This window comes from Paenibacillus albicereus (assembly GCF_012676905.1).
GTDB classification, from domain to species: Bacteria; Bacillota; Bacilli; order Paenibacillales; family Paenibacillaceae; genus Paenibacillus_O; species Paenibacillus_O albicereus.
The window spans coordinates 1,865,606-1,884,505 of sequence record NZ_CP051428.1; the positions used below are offsets into that span (position 1 = coordinate 1,865,606).

At 66.5% G+C, this 18,900-nt stretch carries 13 protein-coding genes; all 13 read left to right on the plus strand.

The features are described from left to right. Positions 1 to 13: 13 nt before the first annotated feature. Complete coding sequence (locus HGI30_RS08045; protein ID WP_168907150.1) at positions 14 to 2,221, plus strand: DUF5696 domain-containing protein; 2,208 nt, start codon at positions 14 to 16, stop codon at positions 2,219 to 2,221. After that, positions 2,218 to 3,114, plus strand: a complete 897-nt coding sequence (locus HGI30_RS08050) for a carbohydrate ABC transporter permease (protein WP_168907151.1) — start codon at positions 2,218 to 2,220, stop codon at positions 3,112 to 3,114. The genes HGI30_RS08045 and HGI30_RS08050 overlap by 4 nt, the downstream gene beginning before the upstream one ends. After that, positions 3,111 to 4,088: a carbohydrate ABC transporter permease gene (locus HGI30_RS08055; protein ID WP_168907152.1), complete on the plus strand. Its 978-nt coding sequence runs from the start codon at positions 3,111 to 3,113 to the stop codon at positions 4,086 to 4,088. Before HGI30_RS08050 ends, HGI30_RS08055 begins: the two co-directional genes overlap by 4 nt. Before the next feature lie 146 nt (positions 4,089 to 4,234). Beyond that, complete coding sequence (locus HGI30_RS08060) at positions 4,235 to 5,608, plus strand: ABC transporter substrate-binding protein (protein WP_168907153.1); 1,374 nt, start codon at positions 4,235 to 4,237, stop codon at positions 5,606 to 5,608. A 224-nt stretch (positions 5,609 to 5,832) separates the two neighbouring features. Beyond that, the gene (locus tag HGI30_RS08065) at positions 5,833 to 7,365 is read left to right on the plus strand and encodes an extracellular solute-binding protein (protein ID WP_168907154.1); all 1,533 of its coding nucleotides are present in this window, start codon (positions 5,833 to 5,835) and stop codon (positions 7,363 to 7,365) included. A 6-nt stretch (positions 7,366 to 7,371) separates the two neighbouring features. Then, complete coding sequence (locus HGI30_RS08070) at positions 7,372 to 9,009, plus strand: response regulator (protein ID WP_168907155.1); 1,638 nt, start codon at positions 7,372 to 7,374, stop codon at positions 9,007 to 9,009. Further along, positions 9,002 to 10,873, plus strand: a complete 1,872-nt coding sequence (locus tag HGI30_RS08075) for a cache domain-containing sensor histidine kinase (protein WP_168907156.1) — start codon at positions 9,002 to 9,004, stop codon at positions 10,871 to 10,873. Before HGI30_RS08070 ends, HGI30_RS08075 begins: the two co-directional genes overlap by 8 nt. A 38-nt stretch (positions 10,874 to 10,911) precedes the next feature. Beyond that, positions 10,912 to 12,228, plus strand: a complete 1,317-nt coding sequence (locus tag HGI30_RS08080; RefSeq protein ID WP_168907157.1) for a family 43 glycosylhydrolase — start codon at positions 10,912 to 10,914, stop codon at positions 12,226 to 12,228. Positions 12,229 to 12,416: 188 nt separating this feature from the next. After that, entirely contained in the window at positions 12,417 to 14,150 is a 1,734-nt protein-coding gene (locus tag HGI30_RS08085) for a DUF3863 domain-containing protein (protein ID WP_168907158.1), read from the plus strand. Continuing rightward, the gene (locus HGI30_RS08090; RefSeq protein ID WP_168907159.1) at positions 14,126 to 14,338 is read left to right on the plus strand and encodes a hypothetical protein; all 213 of its coding nucleotides are present in this window, start codon (positions 14,126 to 14,128) and stop codon (positions 14,336 to 14,338) included. The genes HGI30_RS08085 and HGI30_RS08090 overlap by 25 nt, the downstream gene beginning before the upstream one ends. Positions 14,339 to 14,342: 4 nt before the next feature. Then, on the plus strand, positions 14,343 to 15,413 hold the full coding sequence (locus tag HGI30_RS08095; RefSeq protein ID WP_168907160.1) for a GDSL-type esterase/lipase family protein: 1,071 nt from the start codon (positions 14,343 to 14,345) through the stop codon (positions 15,411 to 15,413). 256 nt (positions 15,414 to 15,669) lie between these two features. Beyond that, positions 15,670 to 17,409 (plus strand): cache domain-containing sensor histidine kinase, encoded by a 1,740-nt coding sequence (locus HGI30_RS08100; RefSeq protein WP_168907161.1) that lies wholly within the window; start codon positions 15,670 to 15,672, stop codon positions 17,407 to 17,409. Beyond that, the gene (locus tag HGI30_RS08105; protein WP_168907162.1) at positions 17,406 to 18,779 is read left to right on the plus strand and encodes a response regulator transcription factor; all 1,374 of its coding nucleotides are present in this window, start codon (positions 17,406 to 17,408) and stop codon (positions 18,777 to 18,779) included. Before HGI30_RS08100 ends, HGI30_RS08105 begins: the two co-directional genes overlap by 4 nt. The last annotated feature ends 121 nt before the right edge of the window (positions 18,780 to 18,900 follow it).

Here is an 18,900-nt window from a genome sequence, read left to right on the forward strand (position 1 = left end):
CGTGCTGAAACGAATGTCCCGCCGCACGAAGCTCGCGGCCGCGGCCGTCCTGGCCGCGCTCGCGGCTGCGGCGCTGCTGCTCGCCGGATCGGGCTCCCGCCCGACGGCCGCCGAGACGTACGCGCGTCTCGGCCTTGATCCCGCTCCTGCGGCCCGGGCCGCGCTCGCCAAGGGCGAGGCGTGGCAGCCGGCCGCGGACGGGCGGGGGTACGCGCTGGCCGCCGAGAACGGCTCCTTCCGCCTGCGCATCCGGCCCCGGGACGGCTCGATCGAGGTCGAGGACCGGCGGTCGGGCTACCGCTGGTCGAGCAGCCCGTCCCGGGAGGAGCTGGCGCGGGAGAAGGTCAAGGGCCTGCCGCTCGCCAACCTGCAGTCCCCGTTCGTGCTGACGCTCGTCCGCACCGAGGGCAAGGACCAGACGATCCGGGAGTCGCTGAACAGCCTCAGCAAGGGCATGCGGCTCGAGCTGCTTCGCACCGCCGACGGCGTCGAGGCCCGCTACTTCTTTCCGGACCGGAAGATCGGCTTCGCCGTCCGCTACGCGCTGACCGAAGCCGGCCTGAAGGCGTCCGTTCCGGCGGCCGGCCTCGTCGAGCAAGGCGGCTATGCCGTATTCTCGCTCGACCTGCTGCCCTTCTTCGGCGCGGCGGAGGCGGGCGAGGACGGCTACCTGTTCGTGCCGGACGGCCCGGGCGGCTTGATCCGGTTCGACGCGGAGCGCGCCGGCCGGTCCAAGGGCTACGCCCATCAGGTGTACGGAGCCGAGCTGGCCCGGACGGACTCCTGGACCCGCGACGCCCAGCTGCGCGAGGACATCGCCTATCCGGCGTTCGGGCTGAAGCGGGGCGGGCATGCGTTCCTGGCCGTGCTGTCCGAGGGCGAGGGGGCGGCCGTCATCGCCGCGGTGCCGCCCGGCGTCAAGTCGTCCCGGTACAGCGTGCACGCGAGCCAGCTGTACCGGGAGGAATATCTGTACCGGATGAGCCGGTTGGCCGCGCCGACCAAGGCCGTGCAGAAGCAGCGGCTGGACGTCGACCGGGAGGTGGAGTACCGCTTCCTGAACGGCGGCGATGCCGATTATGCCGGCATGGCGGCGTCCTACCGGGACTGGCTGATCGCGGAGGGCCGGCTCGGAGAGCCGCTGCGGCCGGCGGAGCATGTGCCGCTGCAGCTGCAGATCATGGGCGGCAACTACGAGAAGGCGTTCGGCCGCATCCGCTACGTCGCCGCCACCACGTTCCGCCAGGCCGCCGAGATGGTGCGCTCCTTGCGGGTGAAAGGGGTCGCCTCCGCTCGGATCGTCTACTACGGCTGGCAGAACCGGGGCGACTACGACACGGAGAAGCGGTTTCCGATCGAGTCCGCGCTGGGAGGGGAGGACGCCGCCCGCTCCTTCCTGGCGGAGATGAAGGCGCTCGGCGCGAAGGTGGATTTCTACGAAGACTTCCTTTGGGTGGACGAAGCCTCGGGCGCGAGCGGCAAAACCGACGCCGTACGGGGAATCGACGGCACGGCGTTCACCGACGACGGCTGGTTCCTCGCCAAGCCCGCCTTCTCGGCGGCCGCGGCGGCGGATACGGTCGACCGGCTGCGCGAGCTCGGCGCGAGCGGCATCGTGTACGGCGGCTTGGGCGATACGGTGTTCAACGATTACGAGCCGGACGGCATCCGGCCGCGCGCGTTCACGGCCGAGGTGTACGGCGGCGTGCTCGACTACACGCGCCGCCAGCTCGGCTCGGCGTCCGTCAAGCGTGGCAACGCCTACGTGCTCGGCCATGTCGACGCCATCCTGGAGCTGCCCTCCGACTCGAGCCGCGATTTCATGATCGACGAGACGGTGCCGTTCTACCCGATCGCGCTGCACGGCTACGTCCCGTATGCGTTCGGCCCGGCCAACCTGCGCGACGACGACACCCGGGAGTTCCTGCGGGCGATCGAGTACGGCGCCCTGCCCTCGTTTTTCGTCACGCACGACGACTCCCGCAAGCTGAAGGAGACGCCGTCGGACTTCCTCTACAGCAGCCGCTTCGACAAGTGGGAGGAGCGGATCGCGCAGGAGTACGCGCGGTTCGACGAGCTGGCCGGCGTGCTCGCGCTGCGCATCGTCGGCCATGAGAAGCTCGGTCCGGAGCGGTACGCGACGACCTACGAGGACGGCACGAGAGTCGTCGTCGACTACGCGGCAGGCGATTATGCCATCGAGAAAGGAGGAGGAGCATGAGCGAAGCCGCGCTTCGAAAAAAGCTGGCCCTGAAGCATGCCGCCCGGCGCTACGGCATCGGCCTGCTGTTCCTGCTGCCTTGGGCGGTCGGCTTCTGCGCGTTCGTCGCGGTGCCGGTCGGCTGGTCGATGTTCCTGTCGCTGCACAAGGTCGCGGTCGTGCCGGGCGGGTTCAAGTACGACTGGACCGGCTTCGGCAATTACCGGGACGCCTTCGTCAAGGACAATGTCTTTCCGATCGAGCTCATCACCTACTTCCAGCAGATGCTGCTGATGGTGCCGGTCATCGTCATCTTCGCGCTGCTCATCTCGCTGCTGCTCAACCAGCGCTTTCCGGGCCGCTTCGTCTATCGCGCGCTGTTCTTCCTGCCCGTCATCTTCGCGACCGGACAGGTGCTGTCGGAGCTGTTCGTCCAGGGGGCGGGCGACGTCCCGTTCCTCGACCAGTACAATCTGGAGCCGCTCGTCCGCCGATACGTCGGAGGCGAGCTGGGCCGGACGGTGATGGAGGTGCTCGGGCGCGTCGTGCTCATCCTGTGGTACTCCGGCGTACAGATCCTGATCTTCCTCGCGGGCTTCCAGACCGTGCCGCCCTCCATCTACGAGGCGGTCCGCATCGACGGCGCGTCGCCCTGGGACAGCTTCTGGAAAATCACCTTGCCGGCGAGCATGCCGTTCATCAGCCTCAACGCGCTGTACACGATCATCGACCTGTTCACGTTCCCGCTCAACCCGGTGCTGAAGCATATCCGCGACAACATGTTCAAGGTCGAGACGGGCTACGGCTACGCCAGCGCGCTCGCCTGGATCTATTTCGCCTTCATCTTCGTCCTGATCGCCCTCGTGCTGGGCTTCCTGGGACGAAGCATGAACCAAAGGAGGAAACGCGCATGAGCGCCTATCCACCGCTGCCCGAGAACGGCGCTCCGGCGAGGGGCGGCCTGCGGGGCAGGCGCGTCCAGAAAGCGAAGATGCTCGTGCTCGGGCGCAGCCTCTCCGACGGCCTGCTCGCCAAGGCGGCCATCTACGCGCTGCTGTCGATCGTCGCCTACCTGTACCTGCAGCCGCTGCTGTACATGGTCAGCACGATGCTCAAGGACATGAGCGACCTGCTTGATCCGACCGTCAAATGGATCCCCCGCCGGGTCACCTGGGACAACCTGGCGAAGGCGGTCGAGGGGCTGCGCTACCCGGAGGCGCTGCGCAATACGGCGCTGATCGCGGTCAGCTGCTCGCTCGTGCAGGTCGTCGTCTGCGCCATGACGGGCTACGCGCTCGCGCGGCTCGCCGTGCCGTTCAAGGGGCTGATTACGGCTCTAGTCATCCTCACGTTCCTCATCCCGCCGCAGGTCATCCTGATTCCGCTGTACGTCATCTTCAGCAAGCTCGGGCTGCTGAACACGATCTTCGTCTTCCTCGTGCCGGCGCTGTTCGGACAGGGGCTCAAGGGAGCGCTGTTCATCCTCATCTTCCGCCAGTTCTTCCATGCGCAGCCGGCCAGCCTGGAGGAGGCGGCGAAGCTGGACGGAGCCGGCACGCTGCGGCTGTTCTTCCGCATCATGCTGCCGCTGGCCCGTTCGGCCTGCCTTGTCGTGTTCCTGTTCTCGTTCATCTGGTACTGGAACATGTCCTACGAGCCGTCCATGTTCCTCGCGCAGGGCTTCACGCCGCTGTCGATCCGCCTCGACAACCTCGAGGACGTGCTCAATCCGTCGCTGCTCGGCAATACGCACTTCATCACCAACCCCGTTACCGAGGGGACCAAGATGGCGGCGGCGTTCCTCATCATCCTGCCCCCGCTGCTGATCTTCATGGTGCTCCAGCGCTGGTTCGTCGCCGGCATCGAGCGCACGGGCCTCGTCGAGTAGCGGGCATGCGGGCCGGCCGTGCGCCGAGCCGCCTGGAGAGGGGGAATGCGCGCCGTCCGCCGCGGACGGCTGCCTGGCCCAAGGATCGCCGACGGCGACGCCTGGGAACGTTCCATCATCATCAATTCTATGGGGAGGAAACAATCATGAAGAGAAGTCCCGCGATTCAATCCGCGCTCGGCGCGGCGCTTGCCCTGTCCGTCATCCTGTCCGGCTGCAGCGGAGGGAACGGAGCGGACGCTCCGGCCGCCTCCGGAAGTCCGGCGCCGAGCGCCGCTGCCGCCGAGCCTTCGCCGGGCGGAGGAGGCGGCGCCGGCGAGGAGAAGGAGCCGGTCACCTTGCGCTTCATCTCCTGGAAGGATTCGTACAACGAGCTGTACGAGCTGTTCCATCAGAAGTACCCGTGGATCACGATCGAGCAGATTCCGGTCAATTCGCAGCCGATCCTGGAAATCATCGCGGCCCAGGAGGCGGCCGGCACGCCGGCGGACGTGACGGAGATCGACACCGACCTCATCACGTTCGAGCAGAACGGGCTGATCGAGGACTTGGGACCGTACATCGACCGGAGCGACATCTTCCAGAACGCGACGTTCCCGGACGGCTTTTTCGACACGATGACGTTCAAGGACAAAAAGCTGGCCGTGCCGATGGTGGACGTGCCGATGTGGGTGCTCGTGAACAAGGACCTGCTCGCCAAGCACGGCGTCGACATGCCGGGCAACGACTGGACCTACGACGACTTCCGCGAGATCGCCAAGGCGATCACCGATCCGGACGCCGGCGAGTACGGCGTGACGACCCAGCCGGAGATCCAGATGCGCCTGCTCAGCACGAAGGCGATCGCGGACGGCCATGCCGCCAACCTGCACTACATGAACGAGGATCTGACGCAGAGCCTGCTCAGCACCCCGGACGTCATGAACGACGCGAAGTGGCTGCAGGAGTTCGTCACCAAGGACGGCTCGATGCAGAGCGAGGCCGACGCGAACGCGACCGGCAATGTGACGAAGGAGTTCATCAACGGCAAGACCGGGTTCGCCATCGGCGGCGACTGGGTGCTGCCGACGCTGAAGGAGAAGGCGACGTTCGAGTGGGACGTGCTGCCGTTCCCGAAAGGCAAGGTCAGCCAGCCCGGCTACTCGATCTACGGGCCGCTCGCGCTGCTGTCCGGCTCCAAGCACAAGGAGGAGGCGTTCCTCTGGCTCAGCTTCCAGTTCACGCCGGAGGCGCAGAAGTGGAAGATCGACCAGGGCGCGAACGCGTCGGTCGTCGACCCCGAGCTGACCGCATATTACGACCAGGCGCCGATCTGGGAGGGCAAGAACATCGAGGCGGTCAAGATGGCCCGCGAGAACGCGAAAATCCAGCCCGGATTGACCGTGCCCGCCTGGAACGAGTACAACTACAACAACATTCTGAACGACATCATCTTCGGCGACCGCGACATCAACGACCTCATTCCCGAGACCGAGGCTTGGAACAAGAAGACGGCGGAGCTGCGGGCTTCGCTTCAATAAGCCGGCGGCCCGAACGGAACGGGGCTGGACGGGGGCAGACGCTCCCGTCCAGCCCTTTTTTGGCGCGCCCGATCGGGGGGCGGCCAAGATCGCCCTGCAAGAGCCAATATCCTCCCATTGCCCGATGCGCCGGCGAGGCTTATCATGAGGGGAAACGGCCCCGATCATGTAAGCGCATCCAACTCGAAAGGCGCTTGCACGGCGGCCCGGGGAGGCCAAAGGCGATGTCCGCAATCAAGCGCCGAATCGCGCTGACGATGGCGGGCCTGCTGCTGATGATGGCGGCGGGACTGGCCTGGCAGGGGGTGCACGGCCGCGAGCCGGAAAGCGGCGGTCCCGTTCCGAGCGAGCCGGAGGCGACGCTGAAGTTTTATTTCGGAGGGGATAAAAAAGCGGCGACCGACGAGGTGTGGACGGCCGTCAGCGACTACGTGAAGGCGAAAGGGCTGAACGTGAAGTTCGACATCCAGTTCATCCCGTGGCCGGACATGCCCGGCAAGCTGCTGGTGATGGCGGCGGCGGGAGACCGCTGGGACCTCAACTTCGACTCCGATACCTCCTACCAGCAGATGGCCGCGAGAGGCTCCTACCTGCCGCTGGACGACCTGCTGCCGCGCTATGCTCCGAACCTGTATGCCAAGTACAAGGATCAGGGCACGCTCGGCTCCGCGACGGTGGACGGGGAGATCGTCGCGCTTCCGTGGACGGTCAAGATGAACCAGCGCTTCTATGCCGGCTGGCGCTCCGATCTGGCTCGCAAGGCAGGCATCGCGCGCGAACCGGACTCGGTCCGGACGATCGAGGACGTCGACCGCCTGCTGCACGAGCTGCGCGAAGCCTACCCCGAGGCCAAGCTGACGCGCACCTCGCCGCTGCCGATCTATACGGTGAGGGAGGAGTGGGTCGATCTCGGCTTCCATAACCTCGGCTTCTACCTCGGCGATCCGAAGCTGACGGTGAGGGCGCTCGAGGACCAGCCGTTCTATCTGGAGGCGGCCCGGATGAGCCGGAGCTGGTACGAGAGCAACATCCTGAACCGCGACGCGCTCATCGACAAGGAGAGCGCCGCCGACCAGTGGCGCGGCGGCAAGATGCTGTTCACGATCACGTCCCATGAGTGGGCGTTCGCCGCCGATCCCGGCTTCACCGATCCTTCCTATGCCCAGCAAATGTCGCTGCTGTATCCCGACAAGCGGTATGTCAACCGGTCGCCGACGGCGAACGTCGTCGCCATCAACCGCAATTCGGAGCATCCCGACCGGGTGCTGCGCTTCCTCGACCTGCTCGAGACGGACCGGACGCTGTACGATCTCGTCATCTACGGCATCCAGGGCAAGACCTATCTGCTGGAGAACGGCAAGGCGGTCTACCCGAGCCAGATGCAGTTCGCTACGAGCAACTACATGGATTGGGACGGTCAGTGGGCGTTCTGGAAGCCCGCCTTCATGCGGCCGACGACGACCTACCCGCAAGGCTTCTGGGAGGAAGAGACGCGCTTCGCGGAGCTGCCGATGAACGTCGACTCGCCGGTGGCGGGCCTGTTCATCAGCGACGACCTTATCTTCTCCGAGCTGTCCAAGCGCGACCAGGCGTACGAGGAGCTCGGCAAGCGCATCGAGTACGGCATGGCCGGCGATCCGGAGGCGGCGGTCCGGACGTATCGCGACCGGCAGGAGCGCGCCGGCAAGGCGCGCGTCCTGGCCGACGTGCAGCGGCAGATCGACCGCTATCTCCAAGACCGAACGAACGGAGGGTGATTCCGCGTGCTGAGCGTGCTGATCGTAGACGACGAATTTGAGATCCGGGAAGGGCTGCGGCGGCAGATTCCATGGGAGGAATTCGGCATGTCCGAGGTGCTCACGGCCGGAGACGGCGACGAGGCGCTGGAGCTTGCGCTGGACCGGCGGCCCGATCTGATCGTGACCGACATCAAGATGAACCGCATGTCCGGCCTGGAGCTGCTGGACGCCTTGCGCTCCGTCCCGGATTACGAGTGGAAGGCGATCCTCGTCAGCGGCTACGACGACTTCGAGCTCGTCAAGCAGGGCATGCAGCTGCAGGCGATGGACTACATCCTCAAGCCGATCAGCAAGGACGAGCTCGGACGGATCGCGCGGCGGGCCGCCGATACGATCGCCGCCGAGCGGGCGGAGCGGACGAGCCGCTCGCAGCTGAGCGACCAGATGCGGCTCGCCTTGCCCAAGCTGCGGGACGAGGTGCTGCGGGAGCTGGCGGAGAGCGGGTACGACCCGTACCGGCAGACGCGCGTGCAGCACCGGCTTCAGGCGCTGAAGCTCGAGTGGATGGAGCGGATGCCGCTGCTGATGCTGCTTGCGGAGGCGGACGACCTGAAGGCGGTCGCCGCCTCCAGCCGCTATCCGGGCGAAGCGGAGCTGATCCGGTTCGGCATCGGCAACGTCGTCAGCCAGACGCTTGCCGAGGAGTATCCCGGCCAGGCGGTTCTGTTCCCCGATTCGGACGGACGCTGGGCAGCCGTGCTCGCCTGCCCCGACGAAGGGCTGGCGGAGCGGGCGCTCGCTGTCGCCGAGGAATGCCTGCAGCGCATCCGGCGCTTCGTCAAGGTCGGCGCGAGCCTGTCGCTGTCGTCGGCTCCGCGCGACTGGGCGCATCTGCGTCCGATGTATTCCGAATGCAGGGAATACCTGGAGAAAAAGGCGGCTTACGGCGGCGGCCGCGTGTTCACCGAACGCTCCGAGGAGGAGCTCGAGGCGGAGGAGCCGCTGTCGGTCCGGGAGCCTTCCGATGCGGCCGACCTGCTGCGCTACGGCTCCGACGAGGACATCCATGCGGCGATGGAAGGCTTCTCCGCCATGGTCAAGTCGTGGGAGCGGGACGGGCTCAAGGATATCCAGCAAGCGGTCTTCCACTGGCTGATGGACGTCTATCGCCTGGCGGCGGCGGCCGGCTGGAGCGACCGCTCCTGGGAGAGGGACCCGATCGCGCTCTGGGAGCAGCTGGAGCGCTACGACAACGTGCAGTCGCTGCGCGAGCATGCGGAGGAAGCGCTGCTGCGGGCCGCCCGCGACCTGCGCCGCACGTCGGCGCAGACGAGCCAGATCGTGCAGGAGGCGGAGCGGATCATCCGGGCCCGCTATGCGGACGGGCTGACGCTGCAGGCCGTCGCGGACGAGGTGCATGTGACGCCGGTCTGGCTGAGCAAGCTGTTCAAGAAGGAAAAGGGGCGCACGTTCCTCGAGGAGCTGACCGAGACGAGGCTGGCCCGGGCCAAGGAGCTGCTCGCCGACGTCCGCTTCAAGATTTATCAGGTGTCCTACTCGGTCGGGTACAAGGACCCGGTGCATTTCACCAAGCTGTTCAAGAAGCAGCTCGGAATGACGCCCAAGGAATACCGCAGGCAAAGAGGCATCCTGGATGATTAAGGGCTCGCTGAAGCTCGCCTCCTCGTTCCGCAACAAGATGATCTTCCTTTTTTTCGCGATTACGATCGTGCCGTTCCTGCTGTTCGCCTCCTATGCCTACACGAAGTCGGTGGAGGGCATCCAGAACGCCAACGCGACGTTCTCGATGGATTATCTGGAGCAGACCAAGCGCAACGTGGAGGCCTACCTGAACCAGCTCAACGACCAGGTGAACGACCTGATCGGCGACGGGGCGCTGCAGGCGATGCTGGCCGCGCCGCCCGACGAGGCCGGCGAGGAGGAGGCGGTCGCGGTCGACCTCCTCAACCTCGTCTACCAAAAGAAGAAGCAGATCGACGCGCTGCAGGTCCGGGTGTTCCCGCTGCCGATGGAAGCCTATCCGACCTATATGCGCACGCTCGGCGCGCCGCCCGGCGTGGAGCGGGAGGCGTGGTTCGAGCGCGCCAGGCAGAGCGTCGTGCCGACCTGGAGCCTGGCGCTCGGCAGCGGTCCCGGCTCCGGTCCGTTGCTCGTGTACGTCAAGACGTTCACGGGCCTCCATGACCGGACGCCGCGCGGGCTCGTCGCGACAGACCTGTCCGAGAGCCACCTGAGCCGCTTCTTCTCGCCGACCAAGCGGCTGGAGGGCCAGCGCTTCCTGCTGCTCGGCGAGCAAGGAGAGATCCTGTTCGACTCCTCGCGCAGCGAGTGGACCGGGCAGCCGCTTCCGTCCGCCGAGCTGGAGCAGAGGCGGCAGGTGCAGACCGAGGGCGAGATGACGATCCCGCTGCAAGGAGAGGAGCAGCTGGCGACATTCGTCAATATGGACAGCCTGCCGTGGACGCTCGTCAGCCTGACGCCGATGAAGGCGCTGACGAAGCCGGTGTCGGACCTGAACCGGCTGCTCGTCTTTTTCCTGGCCGCTTATCTCGTCTGCTCGGTCGGCGTCGTCGCCTACATCACGCTGTCGTTCACGCAGCCGATCTTCCAGCTCGTGCGGCTCATGCGCAAGCTCGAGGACGGCGACTTCGCCCTGCACATCCCGCATCAGAGCCGCCAGGACGAGATCGGCTGGCTGTACCGCGGCTTCAACCGCATCCTGCGGCGGATCGAGTCGCTCATCGAGCAGTCCACGCTCGCCGAGCGCAGCAAGAAGGAGCTGGAGTTCCAGGTGCTCAGCCATCAGATCAACCCGCACTTCCTGTACAATACGCTCGATTCGATCCGCTGGAAGGCGGAGAACCACGGCCGGACCGACATCGGCGAGATGGTGTCGGCGCTCGGCAACCTGCTGCGGCTCAGCCTCAACCAGGGCAAGGAGCTGACGACCGTCGGCCGGGAGCTGGAGCAGGTCAAGGCGTATGTGCAGATCGAGCAGGCGCGCATCGGCCGGCCGCTGCGCGTCGCGTACTTCTTCGACGAGCGCATGCTGGAGCGGCCGCTCATCCGGCTGCTGCTGCAGCCGCTCGTCGAAAACGCGATCCAGCACAGCATCCGCGAGAACATCGACCGCGGCAAGGTGGTGCTGACCGGCAGGATGGACGGGGAAGACCTGCGGATCGAGATCGCCGACAACGGCCGGGGCATCCCGGACTCGGTGCTCCGGGCGCTGGACAGCGAGGAGTCCGCCCCGGTCCGCGGCCGCCGCACCGGCGTCGGCCTGCGCAACGTCAACGAGCGGCTGAAGCTGTATTTCGGGCCGGACTACCGGCTGCGCATCGACACCGGCGAGCAGGGCACGCGCATCGTGATCCGCCATCCGGCGCTGCCGCCCGACGATGCGGGAGCGGAGCGGAGGCTGGCGCAGCCGGGCGGGGAGACAAGCCAAGACCGCCCTGCAAACGCCAAGGATGCCTCCTACCGGCCGGACGGGCCGGAAGGGTAAGATGGACCCATCATCCCTTTCGAGGAGGCACTCTGCCCATGAACGACAATCTGCAAGCAGCAGCCGGCCGCAAGACGGCAGGCAACCCGATCGTGACCTCGATCTACACCGCCGACCCTTCCGCCCATGCGTGGGGGGACGGCCGCCTGTATATCTACGCCTCGCATGACATGGACCCGGCCCGGGGTTGCGACCTCATGGACCGCTACCACGTCTTCTCCTCCGCCGATCTGGTCGACTGGACCGACGAAGGCGAGATCCTGCGCTCGGGCGACGTCGCCTGGGGCCGCCCCGAGGGCGGCTTCATGTGGGCGCCCGACGCCGCCTTCAAGGACGGCGTCTATTATTTCTATTATCCGCATCCGAGCGGCACCGACTGGAACGGCACGTGGAAGATCGGCGTGGCGACGAGCTCCGAGCCGGCGCGCGGCTTCCGCGACCAGGGCTATATGGAAGGCCTCGGCGGCTTCGCGATGATCGATCCGTGCGTGTTCGAGGACGAGGACGGCAGGCACTATTTCTACTACGGAGGCGGAGGACGCTGCCAGGGCGGCGAGCTCGGGGAGGACATGATGTCCATCCGGGGCGGGATGGCGGACATGGAAGGGCTGGAGGACTTTCATGAAGCGGCCTGGGTGTTCAAGCGCGGCGGCCTCTACTACCTGACGTACGCCGACAACCTGGAGGACAACAACCGCATGCGCTACGCGACAAGCGCCTCTCCGCTCGGGCCTTGGACGTACCGGGGCATCTTCCTCGAGCCGACGGGCTGCTCCACCACGCACGGCTCGGTCGCCGAGTTCAAGGGCGGATGGTATCTGTTCTACCACAATCAGGCGATCTCGGACCAAGGCAACCTGCGCAGCATGTGCATCGACCGGATGGAGTTCGAGGCGGACGGCTCGATCCGCACCGTCGTTCAGACCGCCGGGGGCGTGGAGCGCGCCGGGGATGCGGCGGAGCCGGAGCGGCCGCGGCGGTTCTATCCGGCGGCGGATGCCCGGCCGGACGGAGGGGCTCGCCTGGAGGCGGCTGGCTCCGCGTCCGCGATCGGAGGCTTGGAAGCGCCGGGCGCGGGAGCGGCCTTCGCCGGCGTCGACGGCGGGAGCGGCGGCCGCGCGGCCGTGCGGGTCCGCTATGCGTCGTCCGAGCGCCTCGCCAAGCTGCGGCTGATCGTGAACGGCGAGGACTGGTCGCTGCTGAACGCCTTGTCCACGGGCGGGGCGGAGCTCTTTGACGGCGATGCCGGCTTGACGGTGCCGCTGCGGCCGGGGGCGTCCAACGAGATCCGGCTGGAGGGCGGCTGCGGCGACGTGCGGATCGCCGGGCTGGCGGTGGAGCTGCTGGACGAATAGCGTGTCATGCGCTTGCGGCGTCCTACGATCCAGGATGCGCAGGCCCTTCCCTTCGGGGGAGGGCTTTTTTTGGCGCTGGCTGCATTCCTCCCGATCCTCCTCCCCATCCCCGCCTATCTTCCCTCCCGGGTTCGGGAGGGCTTCTCTATGATGGGAGATAGCCTTCCAGGGAAAGAGGAGATCAGCGCTTGAACAAGATGTATGTCAATGTCATCCACCGCGCCGACCGCGGGCCCGCCATGCGCGAGGGGCTCCGGTTCCAGCAGGATGCGGCCCATGAGGCCGGCATCCGCACCACGATCCTGATGTCGTACGAAGGGCTGTGCGATCCGGAGATGGTCGCCTACGTCAAGACGCAGCAGCAGCTCGGCGACGAGATCGGCATCCATTTCCACAACTTCATGTGCGAGGAGATGAGGCCGTTCGCCGAGAGCGACGACATGGCCCTCTACCTGCACTCGACCGCGTCCAAGAAAAGCATCGTCGACCGCATCTTCCAGACGTTCGAGGAGGCGTTCGGCTTCGCGCCGGTCTCGATCGGCGGGTACATCCTCGACTCCGAGACGATTCTCTACATCAAGCAGAAGCAGCCTCAGGTGAAGGCGGCGATCACGAACTGCTTCGAGGAAGGCGTCAAGATGTTCGAGGGCAACAACAACTCCTGGTACCTGTTCAGCGACGGCGGTCCATGGGGCGCGTTCTATCCGTCCCGGCATCATCATCTCGCTCCGGCGCGGAGCGCGGAGGAGGCGATCGACATCGTCTCGCTGCCGCATCTCAACCGCGACATGGTGCTGGCGCTGACGAGCCGCGACGACTACTTCTCGTCCCATCCGGCCAACGTCATGAGGGCCAAGGCCAACGACGGCCCGCGCAGCCCGTACATGCGCCGCTTCGTCGACCAGTGGATCCAGCAGAAGGACTACAACGGCTTCTCCTATTACAGCGTGTTCGTCAGCACGCCGTGGGTCATGCCGGGCAACATCTTCGTCGACGACGCGGAGCATGCCAAGGCGCTGTACGTCGACTCCTTGCAGTACCTGCGGCAAAAGGCCGACGAAGGCGAGGCGGAGCTCGCCACGATGAGCGGGTTCGCCGACGCTTACCGCTTGCTGGCCGGGCCGGACAAGCCGGAAGTGAACTTGTGGAAGGACATCCTCGCCGGCACGAAAAGGCAGACGTTCTGGTACGTCGACTCCGCCTTCCGCTGCGCCATCGACCTGAACATCGGCGGCACGATCTGCGATCTGCGGCCGTATGTCGGCGAGCTGTCCGGCGACATGGGGCCGGATACCGAGATCCTGTGGAACGGCAACCATCCGTACCTCATCGCCAAGGAGCATCGCGGCCATTCCGGCCATCGCTGCGTCGTCTCGATCGGCGGCGCCTCCGCCAGCATCGAGAACGTGCGCACGGGGGGGCGCGTCGGCCGCAGCGCCGAGGGCAAGCATCAGCTGATCGTCGACCCGATCGTGCTGGAGGTCGGCGGCCATGAGGTGACGCTGGAGTCGACGTTCACCTTCGAGGGCGCCGGACGCATCCGCATCGAGCGGCGCGTCGCCGCTGTCTCGGACCCGGATGTCGAGGTGGGCGTGGCGGAAGTATTCGACGGCTGCTACGGAACGACCATCTACCCGGAGGACATGCGCGGCATCGGGCTGCATGCCGAGGGCGCGGCCGAGAGCGCGTCGCTGGCGTATGCCTACCGCTCGGGCAAGGCGGCGGTGGAGTCGCCGAAGCGCCTGTCCGCCACCGTGCCCAAGCTGAGGACCCGGGTGTCGCTCGTGCCGGAGCCAGGCTCCGCCGACCGCGGCTCGGTGCAGGAGGGCGTGCTGTTCAAGCCTTATTACAAGCTGTCCTCCGAAAAGACGCTGAAGCAGGGAGGTGCCACCGCGACATGGCTGATTCTGGAGCAAGCCTGAAGCTGCTGCTGTGCCCGTCCTGCTTCGCCCGCGAGATCGACTTCCTGCTCGCCTACGACAAGGCGGACGACGAGTATTACTGCCAGCGCTGCTGCTATGCCGGCAAGGAAGACAACGTGACCGCGTTCTACCGGACGTTCCGCGACGAGAAGTACAAGCTGTACAACGTCGAGACGCAGGGGGGCTGAGCCGGTGATCGACAAGGGCATCTATTTCCACAATGTTGTCGAGATGGTTCCCGTCGCCGAAGGCCTGCAGCTGTGCCGGATCCCGACGGAGCTGCGCCTGTCCCTGAACGGCATCGCGCAGGACTCGGGCCAGAAGACGGGAGCGGTGGAGCTGCGCTTCCACCTGAAGTCGGACCGGATCCGCCTGAAGTTCGCCGTCCTCAATCCGGAGCAGCTGACCGGCGGCCATGCGGTCGCCGAGGTGCTGCACGGCACGTTCCCCGAGACGGCGCCGCGCTTCCTCGGCCGGCACGAGACGGAGATCGTCGTCGAGAGGCCGGCGGAGCTGGCTGCGCTGACGGAGCTGGCGGCGAAGTCCCAGGCGGCGTTCCCGCCCGACCTCGTGCGCATCCTGCTGCCGTACGAGACCCGGATCGCGCTGGTGGAGGTCGACGGGGAGGCGGAGCCGCCGCGCGCGGGCAGCATGCCGTCCCGCACGCTGCTCGCCTACGGCTCGTCGATCACGAGCGGCGCGTCCGCTGTCCGTCCGTCGGGCCAGTATGCCGGCCGGACGGCCGAGCGGCTCGGCGCGGACCTGCGCAGCGTCTCCTGCGCCGGCGGCGCCATGGCCGAGCCCGAGATGGCCGCCTATATCGCGGCCCAGCCTTGGGACGCGGCGTTCATCGAGCTCGGCATCAACCTGATCTGGGACGTGCCGCGCGGCGTGCCCGGCTCGCCGGAGGCGTTCCGCGGCAAGGTGGATGCGTTCCTGTCGATCCTCGCCGAGAAGCGCCCTCACGACTGGATCTTCGTCACGGACCTGTTCGCCTACAAGGGCGACCTGTCCGGCGATCCGCTCGGCGCGGCGTTCCGGGACATCGTCGCGGACAAGGTGCGGCGGCTCGGCCGTCCGAATGTCGTGCATCTGCCGGGCCTGCAGCTGCTGCCGGATCCGGCGCTGCTGGCGTTCGACCTGATCCATCCGTCCGAGGACGGCCACGCCGTGCTGGCCGATCGACTGGCCGGAAGCATTGGGAAGCAGTGGAGCGGCCTCCAGCCGGCCGCCGCGCCTTCCCGCATCGAAGAGGAGCGATGAACCCATGAAGCTTGCATTCATGAGGTGTCCTATACCGCGTCGCTCAACCTCCATCCTCTGGCTGGAGGAGTAGCCGCCGCCTCGTTTCGGACCGGATGCCGGCCTCGCGCCGGCATCCGGTCCGTTTTGCTTCGCGGGAGGCAGCGGACGTTTGTCCACCCCGCAGCATCCGCTTTCCCCTTTTGCGCGGAGCCCGGCAACGCTATACTAGGAAGTCAAAGCCCTATACCATTCCGAAAGAGGAGCGGGGGAGCCTATGCGGGTCCAGACCCATCGTGCCTACAAGCTGCGCAGCATCCTCATCGCCTGCCTCGTCGCCAACATCCTGCTCTCGATGCTGCTCATCGGGGGCTTGTCCTATTACTCCATGCAGAGCGTGCTCCGCAACAAGGTCGAGAAGGGCGTGCAGCTCAACGTGCGCCAGGTCGCGGGCGAGATCGGCAACGCGATCCAGAACCTGGAGTCCGCCGCCAAGCAGATGGCCATCAGCGGCACGGCCGCCGGACGGCTCAAGGACTACATGGCCAGCACGGGCTACGCCAAAGTCCAGAACAAGCAGGATCTGGACGACCTGCTCGGCTCGATCAGCTATTCCAACGCCAGCCTCGGTCTGATCGGCTACTTCGATCCGAAGAACGGGGAGATGCTGCTGTCCACGCAGCTGGCCCGGCCGGATGCGCAGCCGGACAGCTTCACGGCGCTGTCCGCCAAGGGCAGCCTTGAGGTGCAAGGCATCCATCCGTCCTTGTATCTGTACGGCAGCAAGCAGCTCGTGCTGTCGGTCATCCAGCCCGTGCAGCTGCAGGCGGATTCGCCACGGCAAGCCTACGCTTACGCCGAGACGAACTACAACGTCGTCGACCAGCTCCTGAGCGACGGGCGCTACGGCTTCCCAGCCCGGTACATCCTCGCGGACAAGCAGGGCCGCATCGTCTACAGCCAGCTGGATGCCTACCCGGTCGGCAGCCAGGCCGACATCGGCTTCGAGAGCGTGTCCGACGAGCGGACGGGCCTCGTGCTGTTCCACGAAGCGAGTTCGGAGGGCTGGCATCTGCTGCTGGCGGTCGATCCCGGCTTCTACCGGAGCGAGCTGGACCAGTGGCTCGGACGCTTCATCGTCTTCGCCGCGCTGTGCCTCGTCATCAGCCTGGCCGCCGCGCTGTTCGTCTGGCGGCTCATCCAGAGCCGCCTGACGCTGCTGCGGGGCGAGATCGAGTCGATGGCCGACAGCCACTTCGAGCGGGAGCATCACCCGGTCCGGATTCTCGAGTTCGACGTGCTGCTGCTGCGCTTCGCCAAGATGCGGCAGCGGATCGGCGAGCTGCTGCTGCAGGTGGAGGAGAAGGAGCGCCGGAAGCGGCATCTGGAGGTCGAGAAGCTGAAGTACCAGATCAACCCGCATTTCATCCACAACACGCTCAACACGATCCAGTGGATGGCGAGGATGAGCAAGCAGGAGGACATCTTCGACATGGTCGCGGTGTTCAGCCGCATCCTCCAGTACAATCTGAGCAAGGAGGGCGACTGGGTGACCGTCGCCGAGGAGCTGGAGGCGATCGAGGACTACATGAAGCTGCAGCGCATCCGCTACAACTACCAGTTCCGGCTGGAGATCAGTCTCGAGGACAAGCTCAAGGAGCAGCGCATCCCGAGATTCATCGTGCAGCCGCTCGTCGAGAACGCCATGTACCACGGCTTCACGGACCAGAACGGCTGCGTGACCGTGCGCGTCCGCCGCGAGGGAGCGGTCCACTACGCGATCGAGGTGTCCGATGACGGCATCGGCATGGACAGCCAGGCGCTGGAGAGGCTGCTGGAGGAGAGCGACGAGAGCAGCCGCAAGTCCGGGCTCGGCATCGGCCTCAGCTTCGTCGACCGCTCCATCCGCACGCATTTCGGAGAGCCGTACCGCCTGCATGCGGCCAGCTCGCCCGGCGAGGGCACGACGATGAGCATCATCCTGCCGATCCGCAGCCACGAGGAGGAACCGACATGAGAACGATGATCGTAGACGACGAGCATATCGTCCGCAAGGGCCTCATCCACACGACTCCGTGGAGCCGGTACGGCTTCGAGATCGTAGCCGAGGCGGAGAACGGCGCGCGGGCGCTGGAGCGGCTGCGCGAGGGCGGCGTGGACGTGCTCATCACCGACCTGACGATGCCGGTCATGTCCGGCTTCGAGCTGATGCGCGCGGCGCGCGAGGAGATGCCCGAGCTGTACATCGTCGTGCTGACCTGCCATCATGACTTCGCCTTCGCGCAGGAGGCGCTGCAGATCGGCGCCATCGACTATATGGTCAAGACGCAGCTGAGCGAGCGCGTGCTGGAGGAATCGCTGCAGCGGATCGCCGATCGGATCGCGCAGGAGAAGCGGCTCCACCCGGCCAAGGGCAGGCCGGAGGGAGAAGGCAAGGAGTGGGAGGCGGTCCTCGTGCCGGCATCCGGCGACCGGACCCGAGCGCTTCCGGCCGGGCTGCAGGAGCTGTCCTCCGAGCTGCCGGGAGGCGGTCGCATCGTGCGCCGCGTGCCGGAGGACGATCCGCAGCGGCTGCTCGCGCTGCTGGAGGCGGCGGACGGGACCGGCTCGTGGCGGCTCATGACCGTCGAGCCGCTGTCGGCCGGGGAAGCCAAGGGCGACACGAGAGCGTCCGTCGCCCGAGGCTTCTTCTACAAGGCCGACTCCGATCCGCGCATCCTCGCCCATCTCTCCCGCACGGAGCTGCTGGAGCTGCGGGAGCCGCCGCCGGCAGCGGAGCTGGAGCGGCTGGAGAAGGAATGGACCGGATTTCGCTGGATCTACGACGAGCGCCGGCTGGACGACTGGCTGAGCCGCGTCGCCGGACAGAAGCCGGAGCCCGCTTGGATCCGCGGCCTGCTGGAGCGCAGCTGGAGCGTATGGAAGCATCTGAAGCCGCTTCAAGGGCTGTCCGGCGATGTACCGCATACATGGGCCGAATGCCGCAAGCTCGTGCTCGGCTGGCTGCCCGAGCTGCGCAGCCCGGCCGCCACGGCAGAGGCCGGCACGGCCATCTACCAGGCGCTGGAGCATATGCGGACCGAGGCGGCGCACGGCATGCTCATGGAGGATGCGGCCCGCAAGGTCGGGCTCAGCCGGGGCTACTTCGGCCAATGCTTCCGCCCGCTGACCGGGCGCTCCTATCACGAGCTGCTGACGATCCTCCGCATCGAGGCGTCCGCCCGCATGCTGGCCGATACGAACGAGCTGATCTACGCCGTCGCCGAGCAGGCCGGCTTCAAGGACGAGAAGTACTTCCGCACCGTCTTCAAGCAGGTCATGGGCATCAATCCCGGCGAGTACCGGACCCGGATGCAGGCGGGAGCGCAGAGCGGCAAGCCTTCCTGAGCCATCGGCTCGAGAAGGCTTTTTCCTTGCCGCTTCCGTCCGGTCCCGAGGGGGGCGATCGTCAGGCAGGGAGAGGCCTGATTGTTGAAAGCCCTTTTTTTCTGCCTATCCTCCCTCCCCG